13 protein-coding genes are annotated in these 16373 nt (G+C 37.8%); 9 read left to right on the forward strand and 4 right to left on the reverse strand.

The genetic code is table 11. From position 1 onward, the window contains the following. Window positions 1-99 precede the first annotated feature (99 nt). Window positions 100-936, reverse strand: a complete 837-nt coding sequence (locus AC5JQI_RS14715) for a GNAT family protein (RefSeq protein ID WP_493912709.1) — start codon at window positions 934-936, stop codon at window positions 100-102. Between the two features lie 364 nt (window positions 937-1300). Between AC5JQI_RS14715 and AC5JQI_RS14720 the strand changes: the two genes are divergently transcribed. The 8 genes from AC5JQI_RS14720 to AC5JQI_RS14755 all read left to right on the forward strand — a co-directional run bounded on the left by AC5JQI_RS14720 (window position 1301) and on the right by AC5JQI_RS14755 (window position 11976). After that, complete coding sequence (locus AC5JQI_RS14720) at window positions 1301-1930, forward strand: response regulator (RefSeq protein ID WP_493912710.1); 630 nt, start codon at window positions 1301-1303, stop codon at window positions 1928-1930. A gap of 3 nt (window positions 1931-1933) precedes the next feature. Next, window positions 1934-3514: an MASE1 domain-containing sensor histidine kinase gene (locus tag AC5JQI_RS14725; protein ID WP_493912711.1), complete on the forward strand. Its 1581-nt coding sequence runs from the start codon at window positions 1934-1936 to the stop codon at window positions 3512-3514. 45 nt (window positions 3515-3559) lie between these two features. After that, on the forward strand, window positions 3560-4852 hold the full coding sequence (locus tag AC5JQI_RS14730; protein WP_493912712.1) for an MFS transporter: 1293 nt from the start codon (window positions 3560-3562) through the stop codon (window positions 4850-4852). An 859-nt stretch (window positions 4853-5711) separates the two neighbouring features. Further along, on the forward strand, window positions 5712-6743 hold the full coding sequence (locus tag AC5JQI_RS14735) for an ABC transporter substrate-binding protein (RefSeq protein ID WP_493912713.1): 1032 nt from the start codon (window positions 5712-5714) through the stop codon (window positions 6741-6743). Between the two features lie 106 nt (window positions 6744-6849). Next, window positions 6850-8928 carry an ABC transporter permease gene (locus AC5JQI_RS14740; RefSeq protein WP_493912714.1) on the forward strand — a complete coding sequence of 693 codons (2079 nt, stop codon included), beginning with the start codon at window positions 6850-6852 and terminating at the stop codon, window positions 8926-8928. Window positions 8929-8943: 15 nt separating this feature from the next. After that, on the forward strand, window positions 8944-9993 hold the full coding sequence (gene fbpC, locus AC5JQI_RS14745; RefSeq protein WP_493912715.1) for a ferric ABC transporter ATP-binding protein: 1050 nt from the start codon (window positions 8944-8946) through the stop codon (window positions 9991-9993). Window positions 9994-10026: 33 nt separating this feature from the next. Continuing rightward, a complete protein-coding gene (locus tag AC5JQI_RS14750) occupies window positions 10027-10233 on the forward strand; it encodes a hypothetical protein (protein WP_493914697.1) in 207 nt (68 codons plus the stop codon). Window positions 10234-10635: 402 nt separating this feature from the next. Beyond that, window positions 10636-11976, forward strand: a complete 1341-nt coding sequence (locus AC5JQI_RS14755; RefSeq protein ID WP_237386853.1) for an MATE family efflux transporter — start codon at window positions 10636-10638, stop codon at window positions 11974-11976. Between the two features lie 64 nt (window positions 11977-12040). Here the strand turns inward: AC5JQI_RS14755 and AC5JQI_RS14760 are convergent, their stop codons facing one another. The 3 genes from AC5JQI_RS14760 to AC5JQI_RS14770 are packed head-to-tail and all read right to left on the reverse strand — an operon-like array spanning window position 12041 to window position 13751. After that, window positions 12041-12700, reverse strand: a complete 660-nt coding sequence (locus AC5JQI_RS14760; protein ID WP_493912716.1) for a DUF799 domain-containing protein — start codon at window positions 12698-12700, stop codon at window positions 12041-12043. Then, the gene (locus AC5JQI_RS14765) at window positions 12700-13056 is read right to left on the reverse strand and encodes a DUF4810 domain-containing protein (RefSeq protein ID WP_493912717.1); all 357 of its coding nucleotides are present in this window, start codon (window positions 13054-13056) and stop codon (window positions 12700-12702) included. Before AC5JQI_RS14765 ends, AC5JQI_RS14760 begins: the two co-directional genes overlap by 1 nt. 23 nt (window positions 13057-13079) lie before the next feature. Next, the gene (locus tag AC5JQI_RS14770; RefSeq protein WP_237386856.1) at window positions 13080-13751 is read right to left on the reverse strand and encodes a CsgG/HfaB family protein; all 672 of its coding nucleotides are present in this window, start codon (window positions 13749-13751) and stop codon (window positions 13080-13082) included. A gap of 1251 nt (window positions 13752-15002) precedes the next feature. Here AC5JQI_RS14770 and AC5JQI_RS14775 point away from each other — a divergent pair. Next, entirely contained in the window at window positions 15003-16328 is a 1326-nt protein-coding gene (locus AC5JQI_RS14775; RefSeq protein WP_493912718.1) for an SLC5/6 family protein, read from the forward strand. Window positions 16329-16373 lie beyond the last annotated feature (45 nt).

The following is a 16373-nucleotide window of genomic DNA, read 5'->3' on the forward strand; positions in this document are numbered from 1 at the left end:
AATTCCTATAAAGACGTTGACTAGGGTGAGTAAACATAGTCAACAAATCCACAACTTGAAAGATAACGGGTATAACTACTAATCATTATTGAATGTTATTCAGCAATATCCTTTATATAAATAACCGCCATGGCTAGGTGAAAATAGCCATAAGTGACTTTCGCTAGGTTTCAATTTCATATCAACAGCTTGATCATTAGTAAATTTAGTGAATCCCATCCTCGCATAAACATTATCGGAAAGTATTTTACTATTATTTTTCACTGGGACTCTCAGGTTTCCTGAACATCCAAATTCATAAGATTTATTAACTGCTTGTTCTACTAATAAAGAAGCACAATTCTGGATCCCCGGATGAGTAACCAATAAATGTATTTCAGGATATAGCGGCTCATTCTCTTGAAAAGTATCATCTTTATCATAATAAAAGAGGGTTAATAGTAACATACCGATAGGTACACTGCCTATATAGCATACAAAATAATTATATCTATCAGGATGATTCATGATCATTGGCGATTTCTTTAATGTCACAGCCATACCCGATGCAACCTCCTTTGTAAAATTGCATCGTATTTCCCATAATTTTTGTTTATCCATTTCTTCTGTTTTATTTTTTTCTCTCTGTTCTTCTTCTGTTTTCTCATATAGTACATCTTCTTCCTCATACATTACTTCCTTAGATTTAGATGTATTACAAAACCACCCTTCAGTCTGAAGTGAACACATGAAATTATCAATACATTGTAACGCTTGTTGTTTACTAACTTCTTTAACAACAGGAATATATCCATTAATCAATCTAGGATTCTGGTAAGCTACATTCGTATTCAATACCTCTTCTGGAGGTAAGGTACTAAATGATCTCCGACGAGATAATTTTTTGTGCGAAACAAAAGGCATGTAGCTATTGAATGAATTATTTCTCTTTAACATAACTTCCTCTCCCAAAAAACATTTTGAAAACACTAACTTTATAAATAAGATAATTATAATAACCCCCTCCTATAAATAAAATGTAATTTAACTTATTAAAACCAAAAAACTCAATTAAAAAAATTAAAATAATTTTAACAAGATCATTAAAATACATTGATAAATTTAAACAAAATAAATTCATTCACACTCACATCTATACAGATAACTAAAAACAATTAAAATCAATATAATTTAGCCACTTTACAATTAAATTTGTTATCTGACCAACAAATTTAATTGATTTATTTGAATAGATTTTATTTTGTGAACATTATGATATATAACTTAACTTATAATAATCACTCTACAATATATAATAAAAATGAAGATAAAAATTGCTCTCATTGATGATCATGTTGTGGTTCGTTCAGGCTTTGCACAATTATTGACACTTGAAGACGATATTTCAATCGTCGGTCAATACAGTAGTACCAGTGAAGCTTGGCCCGACTTGTTAAAAAAGAGGATCGATATCGTCATCATGGATATCTCTATGCCGGATGAAAGTGGCTTACAACTCCTCGCCCGGCTGCGCCCAAAGTATCCGGAGTTTCGCACAATTATGCTCAGTATTTATGACACTGCCGCTCTTGTACAAAGTGCGTTAGATTCAGGTGCTCGTGGTTATCTGACAAAATGCTGTGGACCAGAAGAATTAATCGAAGCAGTACGAACAGTTCATAAAGGCGAAATTTACCTCTGCGCCGATGCAATGAAAGCATTACGCCAAAAACCTCAAGAGACGAGGGTATTACAAACGCTAACATCACGGGAACGGGAAATTTTTAACCTATTGATCAATGGTATTAGCGTAAAAAAAATTGCCGAACAACTTGAACTGAGTCCCAAAACAGTGCATGTTCACCGTGCTAATATTCTTGGCAAACTACGGTGTGATTCTACTATTGAACTTGTCCATTATGCATTACAACATCAAATCATTACAGGTTAATAGATGAATTGGAAAACACGTTTCGGTTTGCAGTCTCTATTTTTATTTATTTTTTACTCACTTGCTTGGATTTCTCTATGGGCCATTAGTTTTTATTTGCACGAGGACGGACAACAAGCAGTGCTTTTGTTGCCACAAGGATTGAGACTGGTGCTTATGATCCTGCTATGGCGGCGTTACTTACCATTCCTTATTATCAGTGAAACCTGTATATTGTCATGGTTAAATAACGAACAGTTAATTACAAACTCAGTTATACTATTTTCACCCATCATTAGTTTAATCACTGTTTTTATGATTCAACAAATATGGAAACGTTATTCTCTTTATTGGCAACAACTTTCTATCCTGCTAATTGGCGTTATTATTAATAGTTTGCTACAAACTTTCTTCCTGAGTTTTTCACTATCATCTAAAGTAAATCTTTTTTTTCTCGCTTCAATCACTGGAGGAGTTCTCTTATCCCCATTTGTTTATCTGATTTATATCTACCTGTATGAACAAAGTTTAGAAAACAATCAATTCACGGATAATTCACTCTATCCACAACTGCAATCTTCTTTTTTTATGTGGTGTTTTTTATTTAGCTTACTAGGGATCAGTGGACACTTTTTTTTGTCACCGAAAATTGAAGGACTTTTATCAATTCTGGTCTTTATTCCTAATGTTTTCATGGCCTATCGCTATGGCTGGCAAGGAGGTGTCTTTTCTGCATTATTAGGCAGTTTGATAGTTACCTTTGCTCGTCAATCCAGTGGCTCATTTAGTGAACTTCAAGAATTGGAAATATTTTTGACTACTCAAGCATTATTAGGAATCGGACTTGGCATCGCTATCAGTCGTCAGCAACAGCTGGCAAGTAATCTGAATCACTATCGTGGACGATTGGAAAAAGAATTAATAGCACGCTATACCTTAATGCAAAATTTAGTACATATTGAAGAAGATATCCGTAAAAATATTGCCAGAGAATTACATGATGAAATAGGGCAAAATATTACTGCAATTCAGATTCAATCAACTTTAGTAAAACGTACAGCCACCTCACCACTGATAATAAAATCAGCGGAACAAATCAAATACCTATCTCAACAAATTCATCAAGCCACCCGTCAACTGCTACGTGAACTACGCCCACCAGCTTTAGATGAAATGTCATTTGAACAAGCTATTCGCCATCTGGTAAACGAATTTGCTTTTGAGGAACAAAACATTATTTGCCAATTTGATTATCAACTTTCACAAGAGCCGAAAAACAGTACCATCACTTTAACTCTTTATCGACTTGTTCAAGAACTACTGAACAATATCAGCAAACATGCCAATGCCAGTGCCATTACGATCACATTAAGGCAAAAAGAAAACTTAATTCAACTCCAGATTAGTGATAATGGAATTGGTATCATAGATGATAAGAAAAATACAGGGTTTGGCTTGAAAGGTATTGAAGAACGAGTTCGCGTATTTGGTGGAAATTGGAGCTTAGATACTCAACAAGGAACGCATATTATTGTTAATCTTCCCATAAACTCAGATGAGTGCATTCAATCATCAAGAATTATTTCTAACGTACTAAAACTATAGCCTAAGTCTTTTATTACCATTTATTTATTTTCATGGAGATTTATTATGCAATCCAATAGCAATGACCAGATTTCTCATAATTATAGCTATTGGAGAAACTATCTATTGATATCAATGATTGTTGGTTATGCTGCGTTTCAACTAACACGTAAAAGTTTGAATATTGCTATGCCTGAAATGCAAGTAGAGCTAACTCTAAATAAGGATGATATCGGTTGGATAGCAAGTCTATTTTATCTTGCTTATGGTTGTTCAAAATTTGTATCAGGCGTTTTTCATGACCATACTGGCTATCGCTGGTTCATGGGGGCAGGATTATTGATTACGGGAATACTTAATATCATTTTTACATTTTGCTCATCATTAACAGCTTTGTTAATTGTCTGGACACTAAATGGCTTTTTTCAGGGATGGGGTTGGCCTCCTTGCGCCCGATTACTGACTCACTGGTATTCACACAATGAACGAGGATTTTGGTGGGGGTGTTGGAACATATCTATAAATATAAGCGGAATTCTTCTGACACTGTTATCAACATTCTTAACAGATTATAGCTGGAGAGTTGCATTACTGCTACCAGGGATTATTAGCATTATATTAGGAATCTGGTTATGCCAACAGTTACTAGGAATACCACAGGAGCATAATTTACCAAGTATTGGAACCTGGCGCCAAGATAAAATGGAACTGAGACAAGAACGATTATCTCCGCCAATGCCAATGATGAAAATTCTACAAAAAACTATTCTATTTAATCGCACTATTTGGCTTCTGGGATGCTCCTACATTTTGGTCTATTTCATTAGAATCGCAATACATGATTGGGGAAATCTTTGGTTATCAGAAAAACATGGTGCTAATTTGTTCAATACTAATATTACCCTTTCACTATTTGAACTAGGTGGACTGTTAGGAGCATTTTGTTCAGGGTGGGGATCTGATATATTCTTTCGGAGCCGACGAGTACCAATGATTTTGCTGTTTTCTATTGGATTATTTTTTTCAGTAACCGCACTTTGGCTTATTCCTATACAAAATTACATCTTACTATCTACTTGTATTTTCAGTATTGGTTTTTTTGTTTTCGGCCCACAAATGCTAATTGGACTAGCAGCAACAGAACATTGTCACAAGAAAGCTGCTGGCACGGTTACTGGGTATTTAGGCCTATATGCCTATCTTAGTGCAGCCATTGCAGGTTGGCCATTGAGCCAGATAATTAACCACTATGACTGGTCTGGAATGTTTGCTTTGCTTACTCTTGCCGCTGCATTAATGGGTTTATTGCTAATGCCGATTTTAATAACAGATATTAATAAATATGATAATATACCTTGACAAGAACACTATCTTACAGGTTATTACTCACATCTGACGAATTTGGTATAGAGTTAAAAATAGAAGTCATGAGTGTCGATCCCTTTGCATCTTATGCGCTTCTATTATCAAATAAAGGCTAAAAACCACTTTAGCATGACAAATAAAACCATCTTGTCATAAACAGGTTTTCATAATAGTGATACCCTCACCTCACCATACGAAGCGTAAGGAAGTGATATACAATTTTGGAATGCTATTTCTTCAAATTTCACTTTATATTTCCCTTTGTATGATTTAAATTTTGCCTTTACTTAGTTGATGTTTTTTTCCACAGAGAAGTATTACTATAAATTGAAGAGTATTTTGCAACCACCTAAACATTAAATATTACATCAAGCATAGATATTTTAAAATAATTTTTAATTTCAATACCTATTACTAGGTGATTAGCATAAAAATAAGGCATCAAATAGTCTTACTTATACATAAAATTTAAAATAATATTTTTTAACACATCCTTTCTTTCCAAAATGGATAGACATTCTAAAACCAAACCCAAAACTAATTACACCCATTAAAAAAACAACAAAAATCAAAATAAAATCCTATTAATCAATAAATTATAAAAAATTAAATTAACATTTAATATTCAAAAATCCTTTTAAAATAAAACTCTACTCAGTGAAGACCATTAAAAATGTTATCTGGTTTGCAAATTCACTCTATTCATTTGCATAAAATGATTAACCTCATCATGATACTATACGAATGAATTAGCAGGACTCTATTTTTAAATCAAATTAACAGTAAGAATTTCGTTTATTAATATTCAATTAATTCACCCTAAGTAGATATACTGAACATAAGGACATTGTTAATGAAACTCAATTATCTGACTGCACTCATCGCAGTAGGATTAGCAGCCATCACCCTAACCAGTAATGCCCAAGCAGCAGGTCGGTTAATTGTTTATTGCAGTGGTACCAATGCACTATGTGAAATAGAAACACGTGCATTTGGAGAGAAATATAATGTCAAAACCACTTTTATTCGCAACGGAACAGGTAGCACACTAGCCAAAATCGAAGCAGAAAAACGTAACCCACAAGCAGATGTATGGTATGGCGGTACACTCGACCCTCACTCTCAATCAGGTGAGCTAGATCTTCTTCAACCTTATCAGTCACCCAATCTATCTCAAATAATGCCTCAGTTCCGCGATCCCGCAAAACGCAAAGGTAATTACACTTCTGCGGTTTATATGGGGATTTTAGGTTTTGGTGTGAATACAGAGCGCTTGAAAGAAAAAAATTTGCCTATACCAACCTGCTGGAAAGATCTGACCAAACCTGAATATAAAGGTGAAATCCAAATTGCTGATCCGCAAAGTTCCGGTACTTCTTATACTGCACTTGCAACATTCATCCAATTATGGGGAGAAAACGAAGCTTTTGATTACTTAAAAAAAATAAATAGCAATATTTCCCAATACACTAAATCAGGTATTGCTCCCGCCCGTAATACTGCACGTGGTGAAACAGCTATTGGGATTGGATTCCTGCATGATTACTCACTGGAAGTTGAAAATGGCGCCCCTATGAAACTGATTGCCCCCTGTGAAGGCACTGGCTATGAAATCGGTGGTGTCAGCATCATCAAAAATGCTCGCAATATGGATAACGCCAAATTGTTTGTTGATTGGGTACTTTCCAAAGAAGCTCAAGAACTAAGTTGGAAAAAAGGTCAGTCTTACCAGATCCTCACCAATATTACGGCTGAGTCCTCCCCTATGACACTGAACCCCGCTGAATTGAACCTTATCAATTATGATATAGATAAATATGGTTCCAATGAAATACGTAAGAGTCTGATCAATAAATGGCTCACTGAAGTCAAAATGAGAAAATAACCCCAAATAATCAATAAAATCTATTCGGGCAACGAACCATAAACATATGTTCGCTGCCTGAGCATGTAATTTATGTACTTTCTTTATAAAATTTATTGGGGGAATTATGTCTCATACCCTTACTTTGCTACACAAGCAGGTTCGGGATTCTGTTTTCTGGTGGGTTATGCTGGCATGGCTGTCATTTGCCTTGCTGCCATCATGGAGCCTGGATTACGGCCTTTTTGATTCTACACAAGAAGAATTATTGTCAGCTTACGGCTGGTACAGTATCAATATCAGCATATTATGGTTTCTGCTACCATCAATATTGTTATTTCGCCCACGTTTTTCCACCACATGTGACACACAGCAGCGCCACTATTTTAATGCAGGATATACCCTATTATGTATATTGTTCATTATCATTAGTGCAACATTAAGTGATCGTGGGCTTGGTTATGCCACAGTTGGTCTGTTTATCGCTTTGGGTGCAATCATTACTCTCTCCCTTTCCCGACTGGAATGGCTTGGTGGTGATAATTTCGTCATCGGTTCTCTGGTGTCTATCATTGCATTGATTGGCGTATTTATTCTTTTTCCCAGCATTGCCATCTTCATCCCCATGTTTACGGATGAGTCCGGTAATTTCGCACCACTTGAATTTCTATCAATACTTGGGCAACCCCATATCCTGAAAATTATCGCCAACTCTGTACTGCTTTCCGTTGCTGTGGGGCTGGGTTGTACGTTTTTTGGATTGGTACTGGCAATTTACACTGCCAGAATTGCTAAACGCTCAGCTATCATTGGGCGAGTATTCTCTATCTTACCGATTGTGACACCACCATTTGTTGTCGGATTAGGTGTAACACTAATGATGGGACGTTCCGGTTATATCACGGAATTTCTTTCTACATGGTTTGGTTTAACTAATACTAACTGGTTATATGGTTTTACCGGAATCTGGATTGCCCAAGTACTGGCATTTACACCAATGGCATTTATGATCTTGGATGGTGCCATCAAGACAATCCATCCTTCTCTGGAAGAGGCTTCCTATACTCTGCGAGCTAACCGCTACCAAACTTTCTTACATGTTTTTATACCCCTGCTGAAACCTGCCCTCGCTAATGCTTTCTTGATTGTCATTGTTCAATCTTTGGCTGATTTCAGTAATCCATTAGTTTTGGGTGGTAACTTTGATGTACTCGCCACTCAGATTTACTTCTACATTACAGGTTCACAGCTTGATTATCATGCTGCCAGTACATTAGGTGCATCACTACTGGTTTTCTCGCTTTTAGTTTTCTGTGTCCAATATATGTGGATAGGTAAACGTTCCTATGTCACCGTTTCCGGTAAATCCTACCGTGGAGATATACAGCCTTTGCCATCCTCACTGACTTGGATCGTTTGTACTACCCTGTTTATCTGGGTAACGTTTAATATCCTGCTATATGGCAGCATTTTCTATGGTAGTTTTACCGTAAACTGGGGAGTGGATTACACACTTACACTGGATAATTTCATCAAATTATTTGGTCAGGGAATGAGTGACGGTGCATGGCCCTCTCTACTGGATACATTACTGTATGCGGGTATTGCTGCACCAATTACCGCTATTTTTGGGCTATTAATCGCTTATATTGTGGTGCGCCAACAATTCCGAGGCAAGAAAGTCATTGAGTTTACTACTATGCTCTGTTTTGCTGTTCCTGGTACGGTGGCAGGGATATCTTATCTTCTGGCATTCAATAATGCGCCATTCTATCTGACAGGTACTGCATTTATAATCATCATCTCCATGACTATGCGAAACGTTCCCGTCGGCATTCGTGCAGGTATTGCCGGACTTGGGCAAATCGATAAATCACTGGACGAAGCCTCTCTCAGCTTACGGGCTGGCTCAATGAGAACCATTCTTTATATTCTATTGCCACTTTTACGTCCGGCTATCTTATCTGCGCTGATTTATAGCTTTGTCCGTGCTATTACCACGGTCAGTGCCATCATATTTTTGGTAACCCCCGATACGCGTGTAGCAACAGCTTATATTTTGAATCGAGTTGAAGATGGCGAGTATGGTTTAGCTATCGCATATGGCTCCATTCTTATTGTAGTCATGCTGGCGGTCATTTTCTTATTTGACTATTTAGTTGGCGAAACGCGTGTTTCTCGCTCAAAAGCCCAAAATACCCAATAATCACGGAGTGATAATATGACTCAGCAACATTTTGTCGAATTAAAAAATGTGATCAAACGTTTCGGTGATAACACCGTCATTGATTCACTAGATTTATCTATTTCTCAAGGGAGTATGGTCACTTTATTAGGACCATCAGGGTGTGGTAAAACGACCGTGCTCAGATTAGTGGCAGGATTAGAGAAACCGACTGAAGGTAACATTTTCATCGATGGAGAAGATGTTACTGACCGTTCTATCCAACAAAGGGATATTTGCATGGTATTCCAGTCATATGCCCTTTTTCCACATATGTCATTGGGAGAAAATATTGGTTTCGGATTGAAAATGCTGGGGCGACCAAAAGCAGAGATCCGCGAACGAGTCCAAGAAGCCTTGGAATTGGTGGATTTGAGCGGGTTTGAACATCGTTATGTTGATCAGATCTCCGGAGGGCAACAACAGCGTATTGCTTTGGCACGTGCACTTATCCTGAAACCCAAGGTTCTGTTATTCGATGAACCTCTCAGCAATCTTGATGCTAACCTGCGCCGCAGTATGCGTGAGAAAATCCGTGAATTACAGCAACAATTCAACATTACCTCACTCTATGTTACGCATGACCAAACTGAAGCTTTTGCAGTTTCTGATACCGTGCTGGTTATGAATAAGGGAAAGATCATACAAATTGGCTCACCACAAGAGCTTTACCGCCAACCTGCATCAAAATTTATGGCCAATTTTATGGGAGATGCCAATATCTTCCCTGCGATACAAGGTTCTGACTACATAGATATTTTTCAAAATCGTCTACCACGTCCCGCTAATTTCACAACAACACAAACATCAATTACTGTTGGTGTTCGCCCTGAAGCAATTACACTGAATCAGCAGGGATGTGAAAGCCAACGTTGCAAAGTTAATCACGTCGCGTATATGGGATCACAATATGAGGTGACGGTTGATTGGAACGGACAAACACTATTGTTGCAAGTCAATGCCACACAATTGCAACCAAGGGTGGGCGAAGATTATTATCTGGAAATCCATCCAATCGGAATGTTTATGTTGGAAGGAGAAAAATAAGGGTAGGTTAAAGTAAAAAACATATCTTCCCTTATTTCTGAAAAAGGATTTTCAACATTAGATTTCAAAGATAATCTCTTCTGGGATCCTGAAGCAATCCAAGAGATTATTGATGTTTTTGCAGTTAACTTTATTGAAACTGAAAACAGGAGACTAATCAAGAGTCCTCACTATATTAATTCACCCGAATTTTTCCATCAAGTTATTAATTTATATAAGGAAATAATCACAATAATTTAATAGGACAAATATCCTAATTAAAGAAAATTCAATTGCCAAACATGGTTGTACTAACCTAAAAAAGCATAGATAGTTTAATTAAACTGTAATATCAGGAAACATCAGAACTTCCCATTAATAGCAAAAATATTAACACTGAAATTAACAAACTGGTTAAATGATAAAACAACAATAATTAGCCATTCGTTAGATTATCTTTAGATAATCTCTCCACAATACCAAACTCCTGCGGCAATTAGCACAGGAGTTTTTTTCCTAACTAAATTTTTCGCAATTCACAATGATAAATCATCTATTCTGCCTATCAACTCATCACTAAACCCTGTAGAATCATCTACACTTTCTGGGTATGTCACACCGCAAAAAGACCATTAATTTCACTTCTAATAATAGGTTTTCACAATGCATCAGTCTGATGTTGTTGATCGCTCGCTTTTTTCATTAAGCTGGCCAATTTTCATTGATATCTTTCTGCATATGGCGACGTTATTGATCAATACATATATGGTCAGCCATATTTCTTCTTCTTATCTCGCTGCAATGGGTGTAGGTAATCATGTTTTTGATCTCTTTATTACTATTTTCAACTTTATTAGCGTGGGTTGCAGTGTTGTCATTGCACAATATCTGGGTTCAGGAAAACGTGATAAAGCCAGTCAGGCAATTCATATTTCCATTGCGTTTAATTTTGTGCTGGGTTTCAGTTGTGCGCTGATCACGGTTTTTTTCGGTTATAAGATCCTGCATATCATGAATCTGCCGGAAAATCTGAGGGAAGATGGATTCGCGTATTTGCATATTCTCGGTATTTGCCTGATACCTGAAGCTATTTCGATTATTCTGGCGGCCTGTTTACGGGTTTATGGCAAGTCAAAAACAGCCATGTATGTCACGTTAATTGCCAACTTGCTCACTATTGTCGGCAATATGATTGTTCTATACGGATTCTTCGGATTACCTCAATATGGGCTGGAAGGCGTGGCATGGTCTACGGTATTTGGTCGTACTGTTGCGGTTATTTTACTTTGCGGGTTACTGTTCTACGGCCTGAGAATCAAACTAGAGTTCAAATTGCTTATACACTGGTCTAGAAATATGCTGAACAAAATTCTGCATATCGGTTTGCCTGCCGCTGGTGAAAACCTGGTGTGGATACTGCAATATATGACTGCGCAAGCATTTATTGGTTTGATGGGAGAAACTTCTCTGGCAGCGCAAACGCTATATTTTCAGTTATCGCTGTTCATTATGCTGTTTGGTATTTCAACCAGTATCGGCAATGAAATTATGGTCGGTCACCTTGTCGGAGCAAAACGCTTCGAGGATGCTTATATTAGAGGGCTAAAAAGCCTGCGGATAGGTGTTATTGTTACCGTCGGTGTTGTTTTGGCGTTCTGGATTTTCAGGGAGCCTCTCCTTGAGATCATGACGGAAGACAGGAAGATTATTGAGCTGCTGCTTCCACTGTTCCTGCTTTCCGTCTTTCTGGAGCCGGGACGTACTTTCAATATTGTGATGGTCAATGCTTTGCGTGCTTCTGGCGATGCCCGTTTCCCACTCTATACCGCGATGATTTTTATGTGGGGTATCTCTATTCCTGTCGGTTATTTTCTCGGAATTACGATGGGCATGGGAATTTTGGGGATCTGGATCGGATTTTTCTGCGATGAATGGATTCGAGGGTTAGTTAACGCCTGGCGCTGGAAATCTAAAAAATGGCAAACCAAGCGATTGGATGTCTGATTTAAACACCATAATAAAAAAATGCCGCAAATATATCTGCGGCATTTTTTTATTCAGTAAAAATTTATAACTGTTCTTTACCATAGAACTCTGAACGAGGTCCATACAGCAAACGACCATTCCCTCCTGCACCTAACAGACGATTACTGGTAATACCTGCGATATTATGACCTTTGTCCGTGACAGTATTCGCAATCTGGGCGATAGCCGCCGATATCAGCATTCCAACCAAACCACCGCTGGAATAATTATCGTTCTCTGTGGAAGACGCCGTCGCAACACCACTCCACAGTGATTGGCCTGTACGCAAATCAACCAAACGGGCTGTCGCACTGACACGAGTATCGCTGTTTATAATTAGGTATTGTGTACCGTAGTCAGTGATAGTCAGATAAAGAGCGGAGTCTGCACCAAAAATATCATGCAGTTTCTTATAGCTGAGGTTATGGATATCCTGCGCTTCATTCATCCCATTTTGACGGAATGTTTCTTCAACTACCGCAACGGGGTAAACATAATAGCCTGATTCCGCCAATGGATAAGTGACCTGAGAGATTAAGCTGCCAGAAGCCTGCACCTCTACCGATTTATTCACGGCAGGCAGAACCAAAATGGATTTAGGTTTACTTTCTCTCAGTGCTGAATAATCATACGGTTTATGTTGGACACATCCAGTCAGTACCAATAATAATAAGGCACCGATTGCCCCCAAAAAACGGTTCATTATTTAGCTCCTTTATTCTTGCTCAACAGAAAATCCATGTAAGGTGCTGACTCTGGAAACAGTTTTTTCTCTATATCAAACTGCTGGAAAGCATCCTCAATATTACCCGTTGTGCTATAAAGCAGCCCCATTTGAGCATGTAACCCAGGTGGAACAGGCTTATCTTTAGCCTTGGCTTGTTCGATAACTTTCTGCAATGCCTGAAGCTGTTCTTGTGGCCCTGTTTTATCCTGCTGATAATATTGATACAGAGTTGGCTGATAATCACCCCATACATACAGGGTTTTAGGTGCTTTGACACATCCTGCCAACAATAGTATTCCCAACAACATTCCCGTCTTTTTCATCGAAGACATGTAACTCGCTTCCCCATACAAAATTAGTTAGCCGGCTTCCATGCACCATTTTCGATGCCAGCCACCAGATCATTGATTGCTTCGCGGATCGCTAAATCCAATACCTTGCCGTTCAGGGTAGAATCGTAGCTGGAAGTACCGCCAAACCCAATGATTTCACGGCTGGACAGTTTATACTCTCCTGCTCCCGCGGAAGAGAACACAACTTCAGAAGTCTCTACATTCACTACGTTCAGCATCACTTTTGCATAAGCAACCTGGGATTTACCGCGTCCTAAAATGCCCCATAATTGATGGTCGCCCACTTCTTTACGACCAAACTCGGTTACCGAACCCGTAATAATGTAATTAGCCCCTTTTAATTTCTGAGTTTTGCCTTGTAAACCCGCTTCCGCTTTCAATTCAGCCATATTGGTACGTTCCAGTACATTAAAACGGCTAGTTTGTTGTAAGTGGGTTACGAGTATCGTTTTTGACTGATTTCCTAAACGATCAATACCATCAGAAAAAATACCGTTCTGGTAGCTTGAGCGGTTTTCAAATTTACCTACCGCAATTGGGCTACGAATTCCGGTATAGGTAGTTTTATAAGAAGAAACTTTTTGTACTTGTAGTGTTGACGAAGATTCTGTCGCACACCCAGCCAACATAAGAGAAGCCAGGCAAAGTGAGGCTAATGTGAGTTTGCTTTTCATTATTATGTCTTCCTGAATGAATGATCAAATAAGCCTGTCCGATTTCTTATCTACCCCTTGGCTTTCACATTGCTGCATAATCAACAAAGCAGCAATGTGAAAGCCAAGGGGTATACAGGCGTATACCGATAGCATAAAACCACAGAATAATAAATATTGTTATAGGAAAAGTCTATTTAATTAAATACAAATGTATACTTTCCATTCACCGTGCCAATATATCATTGGCATTAATCCCATTGCTTTGTAAAGGAATTATCCGTTTAACACTGTTTTGAATATTCGCTGAAGGATTATCTGGAGAGTTAATTCCAATTTTCGTTATTCAATAAAACAATGAAAAGATCACCAAGAACAATCCACTTTAATTGTCAATAACAGACTAATTAACATACAAAACTTATCGCTTGTCACTTAAATACCCATCATCCTATTGAAAAATAGCATAAAAATTAAATTGACATTTCTCTCCTAACGATAAAAATATAGACATCATCGATATCATAGTTACGACAGACAAACCCCATACTCTTGATAGAAATATCACATAAACCCCAATAATCTTCATAAGTAAATAGCAAAAAATAAAACTGATGCTATTTGTAGAACAATAAAATCCTATGGATTATCATTTATTCCACAAAGAGTCATTTAATTACTTTTCAAAATAATCATTGTGAAACATTAAAAATCTTCCATAAGAATATGCATGAGTAAATGAGAAAACTATTAAGTCCATTTTTTTAAAACAAATACCTATTCCAATGTGTTAAACATCTCAGCAGATAACAAAACCCACAATAGTAGAATGGCATATTGATTGAATATGCGCTCTTATTTCTAATTAATATACTCAATTATAATCACGTATTGCTCAATTTCACTGATAAAAAATTCTAGATTAATATGCTGAATTACAGCATAATATTAAAAATAAAAAGGATTTTATACTGATGGGATGTATTGAACAGATGCATGCATGATAAAGTACACAACTTTTTTGCACAGTTTCCCTTTGTGATTTCTCATTGAAAACAATAAATAGCGATTTTTTCATTATTGAAGAGGTTGTTCTCTCAAAAGTCGTATCAGATGGAATGGTGAGGGAAATTTCTTCTCCTCAGAATATTTCCTATCAACACACGATAATTTCATTACTAAAAAAGTGGTTATTTAGTGTTTACGTGCTGTATTTCTCCCTGTACCTGTTCAATACCTATTACAACACCAAAGATGTAAGCAAGAGCTATTATGAAAACAGCAATAAAAAACAATGATGTCACACCCCACTTATCTCTGGCTGCCAAACGAGCCAATTTGACAGAAGACGAATGGAGAAAAGCGATACTATTCGATCGTACCGATATGGGCTGGGTCATCATGAGTATTGGCATGGCTATCGGGGCTGGAATTGTTTTCCTGCCTGTTCAGGTTGGGCTGATGGGATTGTGGGTTTTCCTGCTTTCTTCCGTTATTGGTTACCCCGCCATGTATCTTTTTCAGCGACTTTTCATCAACACCCTCGCAGAGTCACCGGAATGCAAGGATTATCCCAGTGTTATCAGTGGGTATCTCGGTAAAAACTGGGGCATTTTATTGGGAGTGCTCTATTTTATTATGCTGGTGATCTGGATGTTTGTTTATTCCATCGCCATAACTAATGATAGTGCGTCTTATCTGCAAACATTTGGCGTTACCGATGAATTAATGTCTAAAAATCCATTTTATGGGTTGGTGTTAATCTGTGTTTTAGTCGCTATTTCCTCTCGAGGTGAACAATTACTGTTCAAGATATCCAGCCTGATGGTAATGACAAAATTATTTGTTGTCGCATCCTTGGGGTTATCCATGATAGGCATGTGGCATTTGTATAATATCGGGGCATTACCCCCTATCGGGCTATTGATCAAACAAGCCATTATTACATTACCTTTTACACTTACCTCTATTCTGTTCATTCAAACGTTAAGTCCGATGGTGATTTCTTATCGCAATCGTGAACAAAATCGCGAAGTTGCCCGCCACAAGGCACTGAGGGCGATGAATATCTCCTTTGGTGTGCTATTTTGTACCGTGTTTTTCTATGCAGTCTCTTTTACGCTGGCAATGGGACATGATGAAGCTCTCAAAGCCTATGAACAAAATATTTCTGCGCTGGCGATTGCCGCTCAATTCTTTCCTGGTGGCTGGGTCATTGGCGTTAGTGTCATGCTTAATATCTTCGCTGTGATGACCGCTTTCTTTGGTGTTTATCTCGGTTTCCGTGAGGCCAGTCAGGGCATTGCCATGAATATTCTTAGCCGCCTGATACCTAGCGAAAAAATCAATGAAAAATGGGTGCAAAAAGGCATCATGATTTTTGCCATCTTGTTGGCATGGTGTGCCATTATCCTGAATGCGCCAGTGTTGAGCTTTACTTCCATTTGTAGCCCAATATTTGGCATCGTTGGCTGCCTAATCCCTACCTATTTGGTCTACAAAGTCCCTAGCCTTAATCACTATAAAGGGGTATCACTCATCTTGATCATCTTTACTGGGATCTTATTATGCATCTCCCCTTTTCTGGCCTTCTCCTGATATAGGACAGGTTCATATAATAAGAAGGTAAGTGCCTGAAAAAAC

Source organism: Xenorhabdus sp. XBWT, from assembly GCF_059072735.1.